This window comes from Ruegeria sp. HKCCD4315 (genome assembly GCF_013112245.1).
Classification (GTDB): Bacteria; Pseudomonadota; Alphaproteobacteria; order Rhodobacterales; family Rhodobacteraceae; genus Ruegeria.
In genome coordinates this window covers 3154177-3170275 of the sequence record NZ_WVRN01000001.1, presented here as the reverse complement: position 1 = coordinate 3170275, position 16099 = coordinate 3154177, and the positions used below count along the sequence as shown (strand labels likewise).

Annotated in this window: 17 protein-coding genes; 10 read left to right on the top strand and 7 right to left on the bottom strand. The window is 59.0% G+C overall.

Annotated elements, in window-relative coordinates; genetic code table 11:
- Window positions 1-42 precede the first annotated feature (42 nt).
- Complete coding sequence (locus GS646_RS15750) at window positions 43-1272, top strand: DNA recombination protein RmuC (protein WP_171648323.1); 1230 nt, start codon at window positions 43-45, stop codon at window positions 1270-1272.
- Window positions 1273-1275: 3 nt separating this feature from the next.
- Here the strand turns inward: GS646_RS15750 and GS646_RS15745 are convergent, their stop codons facing one another.
- From GS646_RS15745 to GS646_RS15735, 3 genes are read right to left on the bottom strand one after another with little or no spacing between them, the layout of a single operon-like run.
- Window positions 1276-1680, bottom strand: a complete 405-nt coding sequence (locus GS646_RS15745) for a hypothetical protein (RefSeq protein ID WP_171093313.1) — start codon at window positions 1678-1680, stop codon at window positions 1276-1278.
- 45 nt (window positions 1681-1725) lie between these two features.
- Window positions 1726-2376 carry a ChrR family anti-sigma-E factor gene (locus tag GS646_RS15740; protein ID WP_171184272.1) on the bottom strand — a complete coding sequence of 217 codons (651 nt, stop codon included), beginning with the start codon at window positions 2374-2376 and terminating at the stop codon, window positions 1726-1728.
- Between the two features lie 10 nt (window positions 2377-2386).
- On the bottom strand, window positions 2387-3043 hold the full coding sequence (locus GS646_RS15735) for a sigma-70 family RNA polymerase sigma factor (RefSeq protein ID WP_171648325.1): 657 nt from the start codon (window positions 3041-3043) through the stop codon (window positions 2387-2389).
- A gap of 146 nt (window positions 3044-3189) precedes the next feature.
- Between GS646_RS15735 and GS646_RS15730 the strand changes: the two genes are divergently transcribed.
- From GS646_RS15730 to GS646_RS15715, 4 genes are all read left to right on the top strand, one after another.
- Window positions 3190-3963 (top strand): DUF1365 domain-containing protein, encoded by a 774-nt coding sequence (locus GS646_RS15730; protein WP_171184268.1) that lies wholly within the window; start codon window positions 3190-3192, stop codon window positions 3961-3963.
- An 85-nt stretch (window positions 3964-4048) separates the two neighbouring features.
- Entirely contained in the window at window positions 4049-4366 is a 318-nt protein-coding gene (locus GS646_RS15725; protein ID WP_171093320.1) for a DUF3775 domain-containing protein, read from the top strand.
- A gap of 239 nt (window positions 4367-4605) precedes the next feature.
- Window positions 4606-4833 (top strand): DUF1127 domain-containing protein, encoded by a 228-nt coding sequence (locus GS646_RS15720; RefSeq protein WP_171093323.1) that lies wholly within the window; start codon window positions 4606-4608, stop codon window positions 4831-4833.
- A gap of 57 nt (window positions 4834-4890) precedes the next feature.
- The gene (locus tag GS646_RS15715; protein WP_171093325.1) at window positions 4891-5094 is read left to right on the top strand and encodes a DUF1127 domain-containing protein; all 204 of its coding nucleotides are present in this window, start codon (window positions 4891-4893) and stop codon (window positions 5092-5094) included.
- Between the two features lie 84 nt (window positions 5095-5178).
- Here the strand turns inward: GS646_RS15715 and GS646_RS15710 are convergent, their stop codons facing one another.
- From GS646_RS15710 to GS646_RS15695, 4 genes are read right to left on the bottom strand one after another with little or no spacing between them, the layout of a single operon-like run.
- Complete coding sequence (locus GS646_RS15710) at window positions 5179-6321, bottom strand: saccharopine dehydrogenase family protein (RefSeq protein ID WP_171648327.1); 1143 nt, start codon at window positions 6319-6321, stop codon at window positions 5179-5181.
- Window positions 6322-6324: 3 nt separating this feature from the next.
- Entirely contained in the window at window positions 6325-7380 is a 1056-nt protein-coding gene (locus GS646_RS15705) for a saccharopine dehydrogenase (protein WP_171184264.1), read from the bottom strand.
- Window positions 7381-7394: 14 nt separating this feature from the next.
- Window positions 7395-8009: a glutathione S-transferase family protein gene (locus tag GS646_RS15700; RefSeq protein WP_171648329.1), complete on the bottom strand. Its 615-nt coding sequence runs from the start codon at window positions 8007-8009 to the stop codon at window positions 7395-7397.
- A gap of 18 nt (window positions 8010-8027) precedes the next feature.
- Window positions 8028-8678 carry a histidine phosphatase family protein gene (locus GS646_RS15695; protein ID WP_171184261.1) on the bottom strand — a complete coding sequence of 217 codons (651 nt, stop codon included), beginning with the start codon at window positions 8676-8678 and terminating at the stop codon, window positions 8028-8030.
- A 135-nt stretch (window positions 8679-8813) separates the two neighbouring features.
- Between GS646_RS15695 and GS646_RS15690 the strand changes: the two genes are divergently transcribed.
- The 5 genes from GS646_RS15690 (at window position 8814) to GS646_RS15670 (ending at window position 16097) form a co-directional block, all read left to right on the top strand.
- Window positions 8814-10001 (top strand): Zn-dependent hydrolase, encoded by a 1188-nt coding sequence (locus tag GS646_RS15690; RefSeq protein WP_171184258.1) that lies wholly within the window; start codon window positions 8814-8816, stop codon window positions 9999-10001.
- 294 nt (window positions 10002-10295) lie between these two features.
- Window positions 10296-11390 carry a glycine cleavage system aminomethyltransferase GcvT gene (gene gcvT, locus GS646_RS15685; protein ID WP_171096794.1) on the top strand — a complete coding sequence of 365 codons (1095 nt, stop codon included), beginning with the start codon at window positions 10296-10298 and terminating at the stop codon, window positions 11388-11390.
- A gap of 18 nt (window positions 11391-11408) precedes the next feature.
- The gene (gene gcvH / locus GS646_RS15680; RefSeq protein ID WP_171096793.1) at window positions 11409-11774 is read left to right on the top strand and encodes a glycine cleavage system protein GcvH; all 366 of its coding nucleotides are present in this window, start codon (window positions 11409-11411) and stop codon (window positions 11772-11774) included.
- Between the two features lie 114 nt (window positions 11775-11888).
- Entirely contained in the window at window positions 11889-14744 is a 2856-nt protein-coding gene (gene gcvP / locus GS646_RS15675; protein ID WP_171189202.1) for an aminomethyl-transferring glycine dehydrogenase, read from the top strand.
- Window positions 14745-14942: 198 nt separating this feature from the next.
- Window positions 14943-16097 carry a phosphoserine transaminase gene (locus tag GS646_RS15670; protein ID WP_171648333.1) on the top strand — a complete coding sequence of 385 codons (1155 nt, stop codon included), beginning with the start codon at window positions 14943-14945 and terminating at the stop codon, window positions 16095-16097.
- Window positions 16098-16099 lie beyond the last annotated feature (2 nt).

The window sequence follows — 16099 nt, the reverse complement described above, 5'->3', positions numbered from 1 at the left end:
CTATTAAGAAGATCGAAACAAAACGAGAACATAAAGACTGACATGATCCAGATTGCAGGCACCCAAATCCCTTTGAATGACCCGGTTCTTCTGACCGGTGGCGGGGTTGTCCTGCTGATCCTGCTGCTTTTGTTCCTGTCGCTGCGGGCGGCCAATCGCTCGGCCCGGATGGCAGAACCTCTGGAGCGGCAGATGGCGCATCTGGGACAGCATGTGCAGCAACTGGGGCAGGGGCAGGAACAATTGCGCGGCGGTCTTCAGCATGTCTCGGACACGCAGGCCAATGCGCAGGTGCAAGTGATCCAAACGGTTGAAGCGCGCCTGTCCTCGGTTCAGCAGCAGATGAATGACCGGCTGGCGGACAACGCGATGAAGTCTGCACGCGCGCTGGCCGAAATGCAGGAGCGGATGAAAGAATCGCTGCATGGGTCATCGAAACAGACCGCGACATCCCTGACCCAATTGCAGGAGCGTCTGGCCGCGATCGACAAAGCGCAGGACAATATCACCAAACTGTCTGGTGACGTTCTCAGTCTGCAGGATATCCTGTCGAACAAGCAGACGCGTGGAGCGTTTGGCGAAATCCAGCTGACGGACATTGTCTCAAAGGCACTGCCAAGGGACAGTTTCCAGTTGCAGGCTACCCTGTCGAATGGGCGTCGTGCGGACTGCCTTATCCATCTGCCGAACCCGCCCGGCCCCATCGTGATCGACAGCAAATTCCCGCTGGAGGCGTATGAAGCGCTGATCGGCGCAACCAATGACGCTGAGCTGAAAGCGGCGTTGCAGATGTTCCGCAGCACAGTGCGTAAACATATCAACGACATTGCCGAGAAGTACATCCTGGACGGTGAAACCGCCGATGGTGCGCTGATGTTCCTGCCGTCCGAGGCCGTTTACGCCGAGCTTCACGCAAAGTTCCCTGAGCTGGTTCAGGAAAGTTTCAGCAAGCGCGTGTGGATCGTTTCACCCACCACCTGTATGGCGACGCTGAACACGATGCGCGCGATCCTGAAAGATGCCCGGATGCGCGAACAGGCAGGTGCGATCCGCAAAGAATTGGGACTGCTGCACAAGGATGTGGAGCGTTTGGGTGATCGTGTGACCAATCTTGATCGTCATTTTGGTCAGGCGGCCAAGGATATCTCGGAAATCAAGATCAGTGCGGAGAAAGCTGGCCGACGGGCGCAGCGTCTGGACAATTTCGATTTCGAAGAAATCGCACCTGATGCCGCGTCAGACGTTGTGCCTTTGGCGCGTCACGAAGGTTGAGACTTACTGGATTGACAAGTCCAGGTTATACCCGACGGTTTTGCCGGTATCTCGGTCATTGCCCATCAGATAGACACGGATTGTATAGTCTCCGTCCTCTGGCAGGTTAATCCGGGCGGTGTTGCCGTCAATCGATCCATTGTAGATCGCGACCCCATCACTGCCCGGGGGCAGGATATTGAAATAGACCACGCCGTTCCCATTGGTGTCACTGACCTGAAGGTCGGCAAACATCTCCTGACCGGCTTTTGCACCCAACACATAGTCGAAGTATTCGTCGCCAGTGACAGCCCCGTTGACCATGGTGCCATAATTGCCGGACTGAAATTGCACCTCTGCGGTCATCTGGGCAAACGCCGCAGGCGCGAAACAAAGCAGAAGGGCCGACAAAAGAAGTTTTCCTGTCATATCTGTTTCCTTTCAAGCTTCGCTTTGGCCGGAACCCACCAGCAGTCAGATGCGCAGGAAGGGCTGAAACAAACGCGGCATAAGCTTGTTGAATTTCAACGGTGCATCTGTGACTGCAAGACAAATGCAGTCTTCCGAGATATCCGCGACAGGTGTGTGTTCCAGATCCTCGTCAGCGATCTCAACATCGCCGCGTGCAAAGTGATCCACCTCGTCCGAAAACGCACCCTGCAAAACCATAGTCAGTTCCATGCCCTGATGACCGTGATCCGGGACCGCAGCACCGGCCGGGATGAACAACAACCGTGCCGTGGCCTCTTTGGTGGTCGGCAGAATGGCCTGCTTCACACCCATTCCAATGGATTTCCAGCGGATGTCCGCGACGGTTCCGCCCACATAGTCCTGCAAAGGGGTAGGCAGCACGGCGCAGCCCGGTCGCGCGGGCTTGGGGGTCGGCGCACCCTGCGCAATCAAGGCCATGGTCGCCGCGAGTGAGGCGTTAGACATGGCGACCGAGCCTGCCTGATCATCCAGAACCTGCCCGCCAACGGCGTCAAAGCTCTCGGCCCGTGCGCGGCAATGGTCACACAGGGAAAGATGGGTTGCGACCATCAGATCGAACGCCTCGGGCAGAGTTCCTGCGGCATATGCCATCAGCAGGTCATCTGTCAGGTGATGTTTAATCGACTTGCTCATCTTACTCATCTCAGTTCATCGCGTGGCGCAAGCGGTCCAGCGCCAGCCTAATACGTGACTTGATCGTTCCCAGGGGCAACCCGGTCTGAGACGCAATTTCGCGGTGACTCAGGTCGCCGAAATACGCCTTTTCGATCAGCTCTCTCTGCGCCTCGGGCAACGCCAACATGGCGGTGCGCAGCTGCGCGGTTTCCTGTTGCAGCGCGATCACGTCGTCCTGTTCAGGCTCGGCCTCGGGTCCCCATCCCAGTTCCTCGGGTTCGGGGCGGCGTTGCTTGCGCAGAACGTCGATGCGCTTGTTCCGAGCAATCGTGAAAACCCACGTGGCTACGGTGGCCCGTGTTGGATCGAACAAATGGGCCTTGTGCCACAAGGTCGCCATCACCTCTTGTGCGCATTCTTCGGCCATGGTGGCATCAGACCCTGATTTTATCAGGAACGCCTTGATGCGTGGCGCGAAGTGTTGGAACAGCTCGGCAAAGGCCGACTGGTCCTGCGCATCCCGGATGCGTTTGACGTGTTCCACCCACTCGGTTCTGGTGTCGCAACTGGCTTTCGTTCCGTTCACCTGTCTACCCTTGATGCGTTTCTTCCCGCGCCAAGGCTGAGGGGCGGCTGTGTCAGCCGCAGGTTCGTCCAAGGTCGCAGTATTGATCTCGGTAAACATAACCACATTACGGGCCGCGCCCCAAGCCGGATCACTTTATCGGGACATTATGATCCAACTCGCGCTATTTTCCGTAACACTACTATACAAATACGGCGGAAAACGATGCTGTTTTAAGCGGTTATGGGCAGGTCTGAAAACACACGATGGCAAAAGAAATAGATCATATCGCGGGCCACACTTATCACGGGCGCAAGGGCGGGATAGAAAACGCGTTTCGGTATTCGGTCGATTACATCCTGTTCGACCCCGAGGCCAAGTTGACAACACCCCTTTTGTTTTCACGTGACCGCGCAAACCTCGCCAATTGGCGTACGCGCGATCATGGCGGCGCGCCCAGTCAGGGCGAAGGTGCCGCGTGGGTGCGTACCCGCCTTGACGAGATGGCCGTGCCGCAACCGGCGCGGATAATGTTGCTGACACAGCCACGGGTTCTGGGGCATGTGTTCAACCCTGTCAGCTTTTGGTTCTGCTTTGACGGGAACGACCGACTCTATGCGGTGGTGGCCGAAGTGACAAACACCTTTGGGACACGTCACAGCTATCTATGCCACAAGCCTGGCTTTGCGGTCATCGAGCCATCGGATCGGGTGGTGGCGGACAAGCTGATGCATGTTTCGCCATTCCAGAAGATCGAAGGAAGCTATACGTTTCGGTTTGATTTCCGCCCTGACAGGGTTGGTGTTTGGATCGACTATACTCGACCTGACGGTGGGTTGATCGCCACCTTGACAGGGCCCCGTCAACCGCTGACCAATCGGGTGATCCTGTGGTCCTTGCTGCGGCGTCCGTTTGGGGCCCGGCGGACATTTACTCTGATTGTTTGGCAAGCGTTCAAACTGTGGCTGAAAAAGGCAACCTTCCGCCCGTTCCGCTCCCAGCCTGTCCCCGATCAGCCAATGTCGCGCGTTCGGGACTGACCCGCAGTTTGCGTAAGATCAAAGACTCAGGCCCCTGTCGATGATTGTGATGGTTTGACAACCGCGAACAACAGGAGCTGAGGACATGTTGGAAATTTCGGCAAGGAAAGTTGCCCAGGTGGCCATGATGGGCCGCGAACTGAACCGGGCCGAGGGCGAGCTGCGGGCGTTCATTGATCGCATGGGCGAAGACGAGCAGGCCGAACTGGTCGCCATCATGTGGATCGGTCGCGAAAGCTTTTTCGCCGAAGATTTGGCCGAAGCCATCGCCACCGCCAAGTCCGAAGCCTCGACTCCCTGCGCCGACTACCTGATTGGAACCCCACACTTGTCGGATCACCTGGAGAACGGGTTGGATGCTTTGGGCATTTCGGCTGAGGATGTTGAGAACGACCTGATGTAGTTCGTTTTCCAAGCCAAATACGAGGATGGCGGTTTTGCCGCCATCTGGGCTTTATCTATGATTGAGATACACTTTGCTGGCGTAAATTGCGGACACGCCTCGGCATAACTCATCCTCCGCATGCTTTCTCCGGCCCAGACTTAAACAAACCTTAATGATGCGCTTTGATAACGTTAAGGCGGCGTCCCCAAATTTGATGTCACCAAGACAACGCAAATCAAGTTTAGGAGGACAAAGACATGGTACATACCCAAGCAGTAAACACCCAGAACGGCCTTCTCGATGGTCTGTTTTCGAAGTACGCCGACAAAAAGGTCGAGCACTTCCGTCGCCGAATTCTTGCAAAAACTGTGCGTGATCTTGAGGCGCTGGATGATCAACAACTTGCCGATATCGGGGTTCAGCGGGACCAGATCAATCGATGCGCGTATGAGAGTGTTTACCACAACAAACCCTACCGCCAGTGATGGAGCGTTTGCCCTGAGTTAACACATCCCCAGGTCTATGTTTGTGAGGTTATCCGTATGTTTGACGTTATCCCGCCCACCAATCAGCCGGCACCGGCTGCCAGTGCATTGCTGTTGTTCGACCGTGCCATGCGTATCCGATCGATCAGCTCCGACATTGTTCGTGCGGCACAGCATCTCAATGCGCTGACGGATCATCAATTGTCCGAGCTTGGCATCAATCGAAGCGACATCGAAGACACGATTGAGCGGTACATCTGAAGGCCCGAAAGGGAATGCAAGTCATGCCTAGCCAAGAACTATGAAAGCCATTCCAGCAAAACTGGGATGGCTTTCACCTTTCAATCAGGCCAAGTGATCGACGATCTGCAAATGTTGTGCCAGCGTGTCGATCTCTCCCATCCAACCCTGTACAAGCTTCGGATCGCTGGGCGCGGCGTGAACGCCCGCCGGGATCGCGCGATTCAGAACCGCTTCGACGGCCAGAGACACCGGGATCGACACCAGACGCGCCATCGCGGTGCCGCGTGCATCCCCCCAGGCATCCATGACATAGGTCTTGTTCCAGACCTCAATGCCGTCTTTTTCCGCCTTCAGACCAACGCACAGCACAACGCGGTCTGGTTCGCCCTCATCATAGGCGTTTTCGTCCCAGAACTGGTCCGACATCACTTTCAGGCGGGCGTCGCCTTCGGGCCCGGAAAGAGTTTCGATCTCGGTGAACACGTCCGACCATGCTTCGGCCCAGCCGTTCAGACGCAGAGTGCCGCGGACGAATTCCTTGACCGGCCAGTGATCCTCGAAATGGTACTGCGTCATGAACGGGATCGAGTCGCGGTTCGGGTAAACCTCGAAGCTTTCCGGTGTGGGCAGCGGAGCGATATAGCTGCTGATGGCGTCCCACGGACGGGCAACATCCAGCGGGGCATAGTCGCGGATTGACTTCGAGGGCGAGCGCAGCGCTTTCAGAACACCCAGAGGTGACCAGCTGAACTTGTAGCGGAACGGGTTGGGCGTTTTCGGGATCCCGCCGCAATACGAGATAAAGCTCAGGTGGTTTTCAGGATCGAACGCATCTGAAGCGCGATAGTCGTCGACCAACGCATGTGCCATCAGGTGATCGATGCCCGGATCCAGTCCAACCTCGTTGACCAGCGCGACACCAGCCTCACGTGCCTTGTCGTCCAGCGCGCGCATCTCGGGCGCGATGTAAGAAGATGAGACGAAGTTGGCCTGTTTCGAGATCGCCAGCTCTGCCAGCGGAACATGCCAGTCGCCCGGCAGCATCGAGACGATCACGTCGCCCTTGCCCAGCACCTCTCCCAGGGCGTCGATGTCGAAGGCCCGGATGTCGTCGGTCCGGTCTCCGACCTCAGCCTTGGCTTTTTCGATGGTTCGGTTCCAGACGGTGACCTTGTGCCCGCCTTCGATCAGGCGGCGCAGGCCGGGAATGGCCGACAGGCCGGTGCCACACCAGTGAATCGTCATCGTTCAGATCCCTTCAATATGCGTTTTGTAGGTTGCTTCTGCCCGACCCCAGACGCCGCTGTCCAGATCGGTCAGAGTCAACAAGGACGGCAGCAGTTGCGCGGCATAGTCTTCCGAGCTTTCGACCGGCAGCATGGACGGCAGATTGTCGATGGCCATCACGTCCATCACCGGATCATTCGCCACGCGAAGGGCAGGCGCGTCCCATGTAGTTGCGCGGTCGTAGACCGGCACCGGGTTGTAATCGCTGTCCGGGTCGCAGGCGACGTCGCCTATGGCGGTCAGCTTTCGCGGTTCGGTCAGCGCCTCACGCGGAACAAAAACCGGCGTGCCGGGACGCGCGAAAATGCAATTCAGAAACAGATCGTGGTCCAGAATCTCAGGGAACGGCCCGCCGCTGGCGGTCTCGGCCATGTCCCATTTGGTAACGGCAACACCCATGGCTTCGCACAGATCGGCAGCGCCGGTGCCAACGCGGCCCAAGGCGCCGATGACAATGGCGGTTGGTCGTTCGGCCCCTGTGGCGTCCAGTTCTGCCAGCAAATCGGCATTCAGCGCGTCCTTACCGGCATAAATCCCAACAGGAGGGCATTGCTCGCCCCGTTGCTGCGCAGCCCAGGTTTTCAGCGTGACTGCCGCACCGGCATACCCGGCCCAATAGCCAAAGGCCGCAACCCGGCGACCATCTTCATCCACCAGATATTCCAGATCATACAGCGTGCCGCCCCCGGCCTTGAACCGTTCCAGCAAAGCGCGGCCGGAATGCTGGCCCTTGTAGGCATGTCCGAACATGATGTGGCGGTGGGGCAGGGGCGTGCCATCTTCGGGCAACTCTTTGAGGCCGAAAATGATCGCGTCCGCCGGGGCGTCGGGCCACGTGTTTTCAGGTGCGATCTCGCAGCCTGCGTCCTTGTAGCCGTCGATTGGAATGGCGCGGACATGGCTTTCCTCGACCGTCACGCGGATGCCAGCCGCGATCAGCGCTGCGGCCCCTTCGGGGGTCAGCCCAACCCGTTCCTCGTTCGGGCGCTGTTCTGCCCGGACCCAGAGATGTGTCATCGTAATTCCTTTTGTCAGAGCATTCCGGCGGCACGGACCGCCTGAACCGAAGGCCGCGCCTCCATCGCCTCGCGGAAGGCAAGAATTTTGGGAAAGGCCGAGACATCGACGCCATCGCCTTCCAGCCAGCTGCAAACCACATAAAGATAGGCATCTGCCAGCGAGAATGCCTCACCCAGAACAAACGGCCCACGCAGGCCGTTTGAACAGATGTATTCACAGGATGCTGTCATTGTTTGTGGGACCTTGTCCTTCATGTCTTTCCAGCTGGGCTTCTTGTCCGCCCATCGCGCTCCGCGCACCTTGTGCGCGTGGTTCACGTGCATGGTCGACGCAAGATAGAACATCACTTCACGCATGCGCGCGGCCATGACTGGATCAGCAGGGACTAAATCTGCCGACGGCGCTTGGGCAGCGATAAATTCCAGCAACGCTCCGGTTTCGGTCAGGATGCCACCGTCAACCACTAGCGCCGGAACCCGACCTTTGGGGTTGATCTGACGGTAAGCCGGTTTGGTCTGCTCGCCCCCGGCGAAATCCAGTTGGATCGCCTCATACTCCAACCCTGCCTCTTCCAGAGCAATCACAACAGCGACCGAGATCGTGCGAGGGGCAAAATAAAGCTGCATGGGGTATCTCCGATCTGACTACAGGTGGGTTTGCGCGAATTGCCGGTCGGGTGCCTCAAGATGCGGGACAGCATTGAACAGAACCGGACTCAGCTGGGTGCCAATCGGGTGCAGACGATGCATCGACGTGTTCATGATGGCAAGGGCTACCCGCGCCATCGATGGAATATCCAACCCCATCGCCTGCCGTACCACCATCGAGATCAGCCCGCCCGAGGTGACAACAATGGCGGGTCCGCCTTCGGTTCCGATTTCACTCAGCGCATCACGAACACGGGTCTCGAACTCTTCGAAGGTTTCGGGCGTGTTCTTGATGTCGCCATTGGCCCAGGCGGCAAAGGTCTTGGGCAGATGTTCGACAAACCCCTCGCGATCCGTTGGGATTGCAATGCCGTGCTGTTCTTCGAGCAATTGTGCCAGTGTGAAATACTCGATCTCATTCAATCGTGCATCACGGATAGGGTCAGACAGCCCCATGCTTTGGGCGGTTTCTGCATGGCGAGTCAGAGTGCCGCAATAAACACGGGTATAGTGGCTGCGCGTGTCGCGCAGATGTGCGCCCAGCCAACGAGCTTGCTGATGCCCCAAGTCGCTAAGCCTGTCGTAACTTACTTCGTCGCGCGCTGCGGTATTGGCCTGCCCGTGCCGCACCAATGTGATATGTGACATGTTGGTCCCTCTTGCGCAGACGTCTTAGGGCAGGTTCCACCCCGGGACCAGAGGGGTTTCACCTGCCACAGAAAAAATCCTCGCCGCAGTTTTATTTGTGGCTATGGTCCGCCCACGGAAAATTCGGAGGGTGTCATGCCAGTCAATCACGAACGGTTCTTGGCGGATTTGCACAAGCTGCGTGAATTTGGGGCGTCGGGTGTCGGCAAGGGCGTAGTCCGGCCGGCCTATTCACAAGCGGACATCGACGCGCGCAATTGGCTTGCTGAGCGTATGGTGGACGCCGGGCTGACACCACATTTCGACCCGGTCGGAAATCTGTTCGGGTTGACCGAAGGTTCCTCGTTGCTGATGGGGTCGCATTCCGACAGCCAGCCCGAAGGTGGCTGGCTGGACGGCGCGCTGGGCGTCATCGCCGCGCTTGAAATCGCGCGTTCCAGCGACCGGCCAATCTCGGTTGTCAGCTTTCAGGACGAAGAAGGCCGGTTTGGTGTAACCACAGGCTCGGCCGTTTGGTCAGGCGGCCTGCCATTGGATCAGGCAGATGGTTTGAAAGATGGCGCGGGCGTCAGTTTTGGGGCCGCGCGGTCTTCGATGTCCGAATTGTCTGGTGCTTTTGTGGACCCGTCCCGGTTCAACGGCTTTATCGAGATGCATATCGAACAAGGCCCGTCCCTGGACGCGGCAGGCGAGCAGATTGGCGTCGTCACCGATATTGTCGGTATCCGTGATATGTTGATCACTTTTGAGGGTCAGCAGAACCATGCAGGCACAACGCCGATGCACCTGCGCCGGGATGCGTTTCAGGCGCTGTCCTTGTTCAACACCCGTCTCAATGAACGCTTCCGCAATGTGGTAACGCCACAGACTGTCTGGACCATCGGGCGTGTCGATGTGCATCCCAATGCCTCGTCTATCGTTCCGGGTCGGGTTCGGTTCTCGATGCAATGGCGCGATGGCGACGCGGATCGGCTGGTTCGGATGGAAGAGATCATTCGCGCAACAGCTCAGGAAGTCGCTGAAGAACAAGGGATGGCATTGGATTATGGCCCGATGCTGGGGCTCGAGCCTGTTGCCATGGACCAGACATTGCGGGAAGCGCTTGAAAGTGGTGCGCGGCAAGTGGCGCCGGAGAAATGGCGCAAGATGCCGTCGGGCGCATTACACGACGCGACGAACGTGTCCCGCCTGATGCCGGTTGCCATGCTGTTTGTGCCTTCGATCAACGGAATCAGCCATGATTTCGCTGAAGATACCGCAGAATGTGATCTGCTTGCTGGTCTCAATGTGTTGGATGTCGCCGTACAGGCGCTTGGTGGGTGACGATGTAAGGTGAAGTAAAAAATGATTACTTATCAATATCTTAAATCCGTACAGAATAGGGCCGCGCCCGAAAAGTGAGCAGCATCAGATGTCGAGACGGAAACGGTCAGATAAGGAGTGTTGCCTAAGGGAAAAAAGTTTCCTATAGGAACATCAATGTGCATACGCCTGTATGCAGACGTGTCGCAAAGGCAGTGTTTAAGGCGCAAGCTGACTGGAATCGTTGCAATCTTTTCAGCTTGGGGCAGACTGACGAGGCGGCACTCTAAACGCTAGATACGGAAAGTACCCGCCATGACCGATATTAGACGCACGCCCTTGTACGATTTGCACGTTGAGTTGGGTGGTAAGATGGTTGATTTTGCGGGTTGGGAGATGCCTGTCCAGTATCCGATGGGGATTATGGGAGAGCATAAGCAGTGTCGTGAGAAGGCGGCGTTGTTTGATGTATCTCACATGGGTCAGGTGATTTTGCGCGGTGAGAATGTGGGTGAGAAGCTAGAAGCTTTGTGCCCTCAGGCTTATGCGACGCTGAAGGAAGGCAAGGCGCGGTACGGGTTCTTTACGAACGCCGATGGCGGGATCATGGATGACCTGATCGTGTCGAATGCGGGCGATCATTACTTTGTGGTGGTGAACGCGGCGCTGCGGCATCAGGACATTCCGCATATGCAGGCCAATCTGGACGGCGTCGAAGTGACCGAGATCTTCGACCGCGCGCTGGTGGCGGTGCAGGGTCCCAAGGCCGAGGATGTGGTGGGGGAACTTTGCCCCGCTGCCCGCGATCTGAAGTTCATGGAAACCACCGTGGCCGATATCAACGGCGTTGAATGCCGCATCTCGCGTCTGGGCTATACCGGCGAGGATGGCTACGAGATCTCGATCCCCGAGGACAAGGCGATCGAGATCAGCAAGGCGTTCCTGGCCCATGAAGATTGCGAACCGGCGGGTCTGGGCGCGCGCGACAGCCTGCGGCTCGAGGCGGGGCTGTGCCTCTATGGCAATGACATTGATCAGAGCACCTCGCCCATCGAAGCATCCTTGGGCTGGGCCATTCAGAAACGCCGCAAGGAAGAAGGCGGCTTTCCGGGCGCGGATCGCGTGCAAAAGGAACTGGCCGAGGGCGCAGCCCGCAAGCTGGTGGGCATCAAGCCCGAAGGTCGCGCACCGGCGCGTCAGGGCGTCGAGGTGCAATGCCTTGAGGGCAACACGATTGGTCAGATCACCTCGGGCAGCTTTGGCCCCACGGTGGGTGGCCCGGTTGCGATGGGTTATGTGAGCAAAGGCCATGGCGCGCCCGGTGAGAAGGTGAACCTGATCATCCGGGGCAAGGCGCAACCGGCCGAGATCGTGGCGCTGCCCTTCGTCACACAGAATTACAAGCGTTGAAGTCAGGAGAGAGACAAGATGGCAACCTATTATTCCGAAGAACATGAATGGCTGACCGTTGAGGGCGACACCGCCACGCTGGGCATCACCAAACACGCGGCTGAACAGCTGGGTGAGGTGGTGTTTGTCGAGCAGCAGGAAGTGGGCGACGAGTTCGAGAAAGACGGCGAGATCGGCGTGATCGAATCCGTCAAGGCGGCCTCGGAACTTTACGCTCCGGTCGATGGTGAGATCGTCGAAGTGAACGAAGCGCTGGCCGACAACCCCGGCGCGCTGAACGACGACCCCGAGGGCGAAGCCTGGATCTACAAGGTCAAGATTGCGGACGCGTCGCAGCTTGAAGACCTGATGGACGAGGCCGGATACAAAGCCTTCATCGGGTGACCCAAACCCGGAGCCCCGTCTTTGGGGCTCCCCCGCTTCATCTTTTTCCAAATACTCCCGCCGGAGGCTCCCGCAGTCTCCGCCGGCCCTGACCTATCCGTGAGGAGCGCAAAGATGGCCTTCAAACTGACCGACTACGAAGCCTATGACTTCGCCAATCGCCGCCACATTGGCCCAAGCCCAACCGAGATGCGCGACATGCTCAAGGTGATCGGCTTCAAGACGCTGGACGAACTGATCGACGCCACCGTCCCGCCCGCGATCCGGCAGAAAGAGCCGCTGGACTGGGGTCCGGCGATGACGGAACGTGATGCTCTGTTCCACATGAAAGAGGTGGCGAGCAAGAACAAGGTTCTGACCTCGCTGATCGGTCAGGGCTATTACGGCACCACCACACCCGCGCCGATCCTGCGCAACATTCTGGAAAACCCGGCCTGGTACACCGCCTACACGCCGTACCAGCCCGAGATCAGCCAGGGTCGTCTTGAGGCGCTGTTGAACTTCCAGACCATGGTCTCTGACCTGACCGGGCTGGACGTGGCCAACGCCTCCTTGCTGGACGAAGCCACAGCGGCTGCCGAAGCCATGGCCATGGCCAAGCGTGGCGGGCGGTCCAAGGCCAACAACGCGGCCTTCTTTGTCGACAAGAATTGCCACCCGCAGACCATCGCGGTCATTAAGACGCGCGCCGAGCCTCTGGGCATCGACGTGCAGGTGGGTGATCCCGACGGCCTGGATGCGGGCGCGGTCTTTGGTGCGATCTTCCAATACCCGGGCACCCATGGTCACGTGCGCGACTTCACATCGGAAATCGCCGCGCTGCACGAACATAAAGCCATTGCCATCGTCGCCGCCGACATCCTGTCGCTGGCGCTGCTGAAGTCCCCGGGTGAGATGGGCGCGGACATCGCCATCGGCTCGACCCAGCGCTTTGGCGTTCCGATGGGTTATGGCGGCCCGCACGCCGCCTATATGGCAACCACCGACAAGCTGAAGCGCTCGATGCCGGGCCGGATCATCGGTGTCAGCATCGACAGCCGTGGCAACAAGGCCTATCGCCTGTCGCTGCAAACCCGCGAGCAGCATATCCGCCGTGAGAAGGCGAACTCGAACGTCTGCACCGCGCAGGCGCTGCTGGCGGTCATTGCCTCGATGTATGCCGTGTACCATGGCCCCGACGGCATCAAGGCCATCGCGCAATCGGTGCACCGCAAGACCTCGCGCCTGGCCGCTGGTCTGGAAGAGGCGGGCTTTGCCGTTGAGCCGGAGGTGTTCTTCGACACCATCACGGTTGAGGTTGGCCACCTGCAGAAGACCGTCATGGAGGCTGCCGTGGCGCGCGGTGTCAACCTGCGCAAGGTTGGCGAGACCAAGGTCGGCATCAGCCTGGACGAACAGACCCGCCCCGAGACCATCGAGGCCGTCTGGGGTGCCTTTGGCATCGACCGCACCGATGACAGCTCGAACAAGCAGTACCGCCTGCCGGACTATGCGCTGCGGGAAAGCGAATACCTGACCCACCCGATCTTCCACAAGAACCGGGCCGAGGCCGAGATCACGCGTTATATGCGCCGTCTGGCCGACCGCGATCTGGCGCTGGACCGGGCGATGATCCCGCTGGGCTCGTGCACCATGAAGCTGAACGCCACGATCGAGATGATCCCGGTCACCTGGCCCGAGTTTGGCAATCTGCACCCGTTCTGCCCCGAAGATCAGGCGCAGGGCTATCACGAGATGATCGCCGATCTGAACGACAAGCTGTGCCAGATCACCGGCTATGACGCGATCTCCCAGCAGCCCAACTCGGGCGCGCAGGGCGAATATGCGGGCCTTCTGACCATCCGCAACTACCACTTCGCGCGCGGCGAAGGGCAGCGCAATGTCTGCCTGATCCCAACCTCGGCGCATGGCACCAACCCGGCTTCGGCCCAGATGGTGGGCTGGCAGGTTGTGCCGGTTCTGGCGGATGAGAACGGCAATATCGATGTGGCCGACTTCCGCGCCAAGGCGGAAAAGCATTCGGACAACCTGGCCGCCTGCATGATCACCTACCCGTCGACCCATGGCGTGTTCGAGACCACCGTGCAGGAGGTCTGCCAGATCACCCATGATCACGGCGGTCAGGTCTATATCGACGGCGCCAACATGAACGCCATGGTGGGTCTGTCGCGTCCGGGGGATATTGGCGGTGACGTCAGCCACCTGAACCTGCACAAAACCTTCTGCATTCCGCATGGCGGTGGCGGCCCCGGCATGGGTCCGATCGGCGTCAAGGCGCACCTGGAAGAGCACCTGCCGGGCCACCCGGAATACGGCACCGCCGTGGGTCCGGTCTCGGCAGCGCCCTTCGGCTCGCCCTCGATCCTGCCGGTCAGCTGGGCTTATGTGCTGCTGATGGGCGGCGCGGGTCTGACGCAGGCGACCAAAGTGGCGATCCTGAACGCCAACTACATCGCTGCGCGCCTGAAGGACGCCTATCCGATCCTCTACACCTCGGAAACGGGGCGTGTGGCGCATGAATGCATCCTCGACACCCGTCCGCTGGACGAAGCGGCGCATGTCACCGTCGACGATGTGGCCAAGCGTCTGGTCGATTCAGGCTTCCACGCGCCGACCATGAGCTGGCCGGTGGCGGGCACCCTGATGGTGGAACCCACGGAATCGGAACCCATGGCCGAACTGGATCGTTTCTGCGATGCCATGCTGTCCATCCGGGCGGAAGCGCAGGACATCATCGACGGCAAGATCGACGCGGAGAACAACCCGCTGAAAAACGCCCCCCACACGGTGCGCGATCTGGTCGGCGACTGGGACCGCCCCTACACCCGTGAACAGGCCTGCTTCCCTCCGGGCTCCATGGGCGTCGACAAATACTGGTCCCCCGTCAACCGCGTCGACAACGCATATGGCGACAGAAACCTCGTCTGCACATGCCCCCCAATGGAAGAATATCTCGACGCAGCCGAGTAAACCCAAAACAAAACCCCGCCAAATCAATGGCGGGGTTTTCGCCAATCGGAAACAAGCGTTCCGATGTGATGCCTCTTCAAATGTCGTTTTTGCCCGGCCAAGCGTCTTTTCTGCTTGCTGCAGCTGCAAAGCCCCCATAGCTCTGTCCGTGGGACACCCCTCCCCAACGAGGGGCGTGTATCTGGAAGGGTAATACAGATGACGATTGAACAACCGGCAACGCGGCCGGGAAATCCGCGTTTTTCCTCGGGCCCTTGTGCCAAACCCCCCACATTTGAGCTGTCCAAGCTGGCCGATGCTGCGCTGGGTCGTTCTCACCGCGCTGCTGTTGGCAAGGATAAGCTGAAAGCTGCCATCGAAGGCACGCGTGAGGTGCTGGGCATTCCTGCGGATTACAAGATCGGCATCGTTCCTGCCTCGGACACCGGCGCTGTTGAGATGGCGCTGTGGTCGCTGCTAGGTGAGCGCAAGGTCGAGATGCTGGCTTGGGAGAGCTTTGGTGCGGGCTGGGTGACGGATGTGGTTAAGCAGCTAAAGATCGATGCCGAGGTTAAAACCGCCGATTACGGGAATATCGTCGATCTTGATTCGGTCGATTTCGCCAATGACGTCGTGTTTACGTGGAACGGCACCACCTCTGGCGTGCGGGTTCCCAACGGCGACTGGATCGCAGATGACCGTCAGGGTCTGACAATCTGCGATGCCACCTCGGCGGCCTTTGCAATGGACCTGCCCTGGGACAAGCTGGATGTGACCACCTTTAGCTGGCAAAAGGTTCTGGGCGGCGAAGCAGCGCATGGGATGTTGATCCTGAGCCCTCGTGCCGTTGAACGGCTGGAAAGCTACACCCCAGCATGGCCGCTGCCCAAGATTTTCCGTCTGACCAAAGGCGGAAAGCTGATCGACGGTATCTTTACCGGTGCCACGATCAACACGCCTTCTATGTTGGCGGTCGAGGATTACCTGTTTGCGCTGGACTGGGCGCGCTCGGTCGGTGGCTTGCAGGGTTTGATTGCTCGTGCGGACGCAAATGCCAATGCGGTTCATGTGTTCTGTGCACAAAATGACTGGATTGCCAATCTGGCCGAAGACGCGGCGACGCGGTCGAACACATCCGTGTGCCTGAAGTTCACCGACGCGCGCATTCAGGACGGAGCCAGCTTCGCCAAGGCTGTGGCCAAACGGCTTGAGGTTGAGAATATCGCGCTGGACATCGGGGCCTATCGCGACGCGCCTGCGGGTCTGCGTATCTGGTGCGGCGGTACGGTTGAGACCTCGGATATCGAGGCGATGTTGCCTTGGTTGGCCTGGGCCTTCGAGGCCGAGATCGCAGCGCAAACCGAAGCTGCCTGACC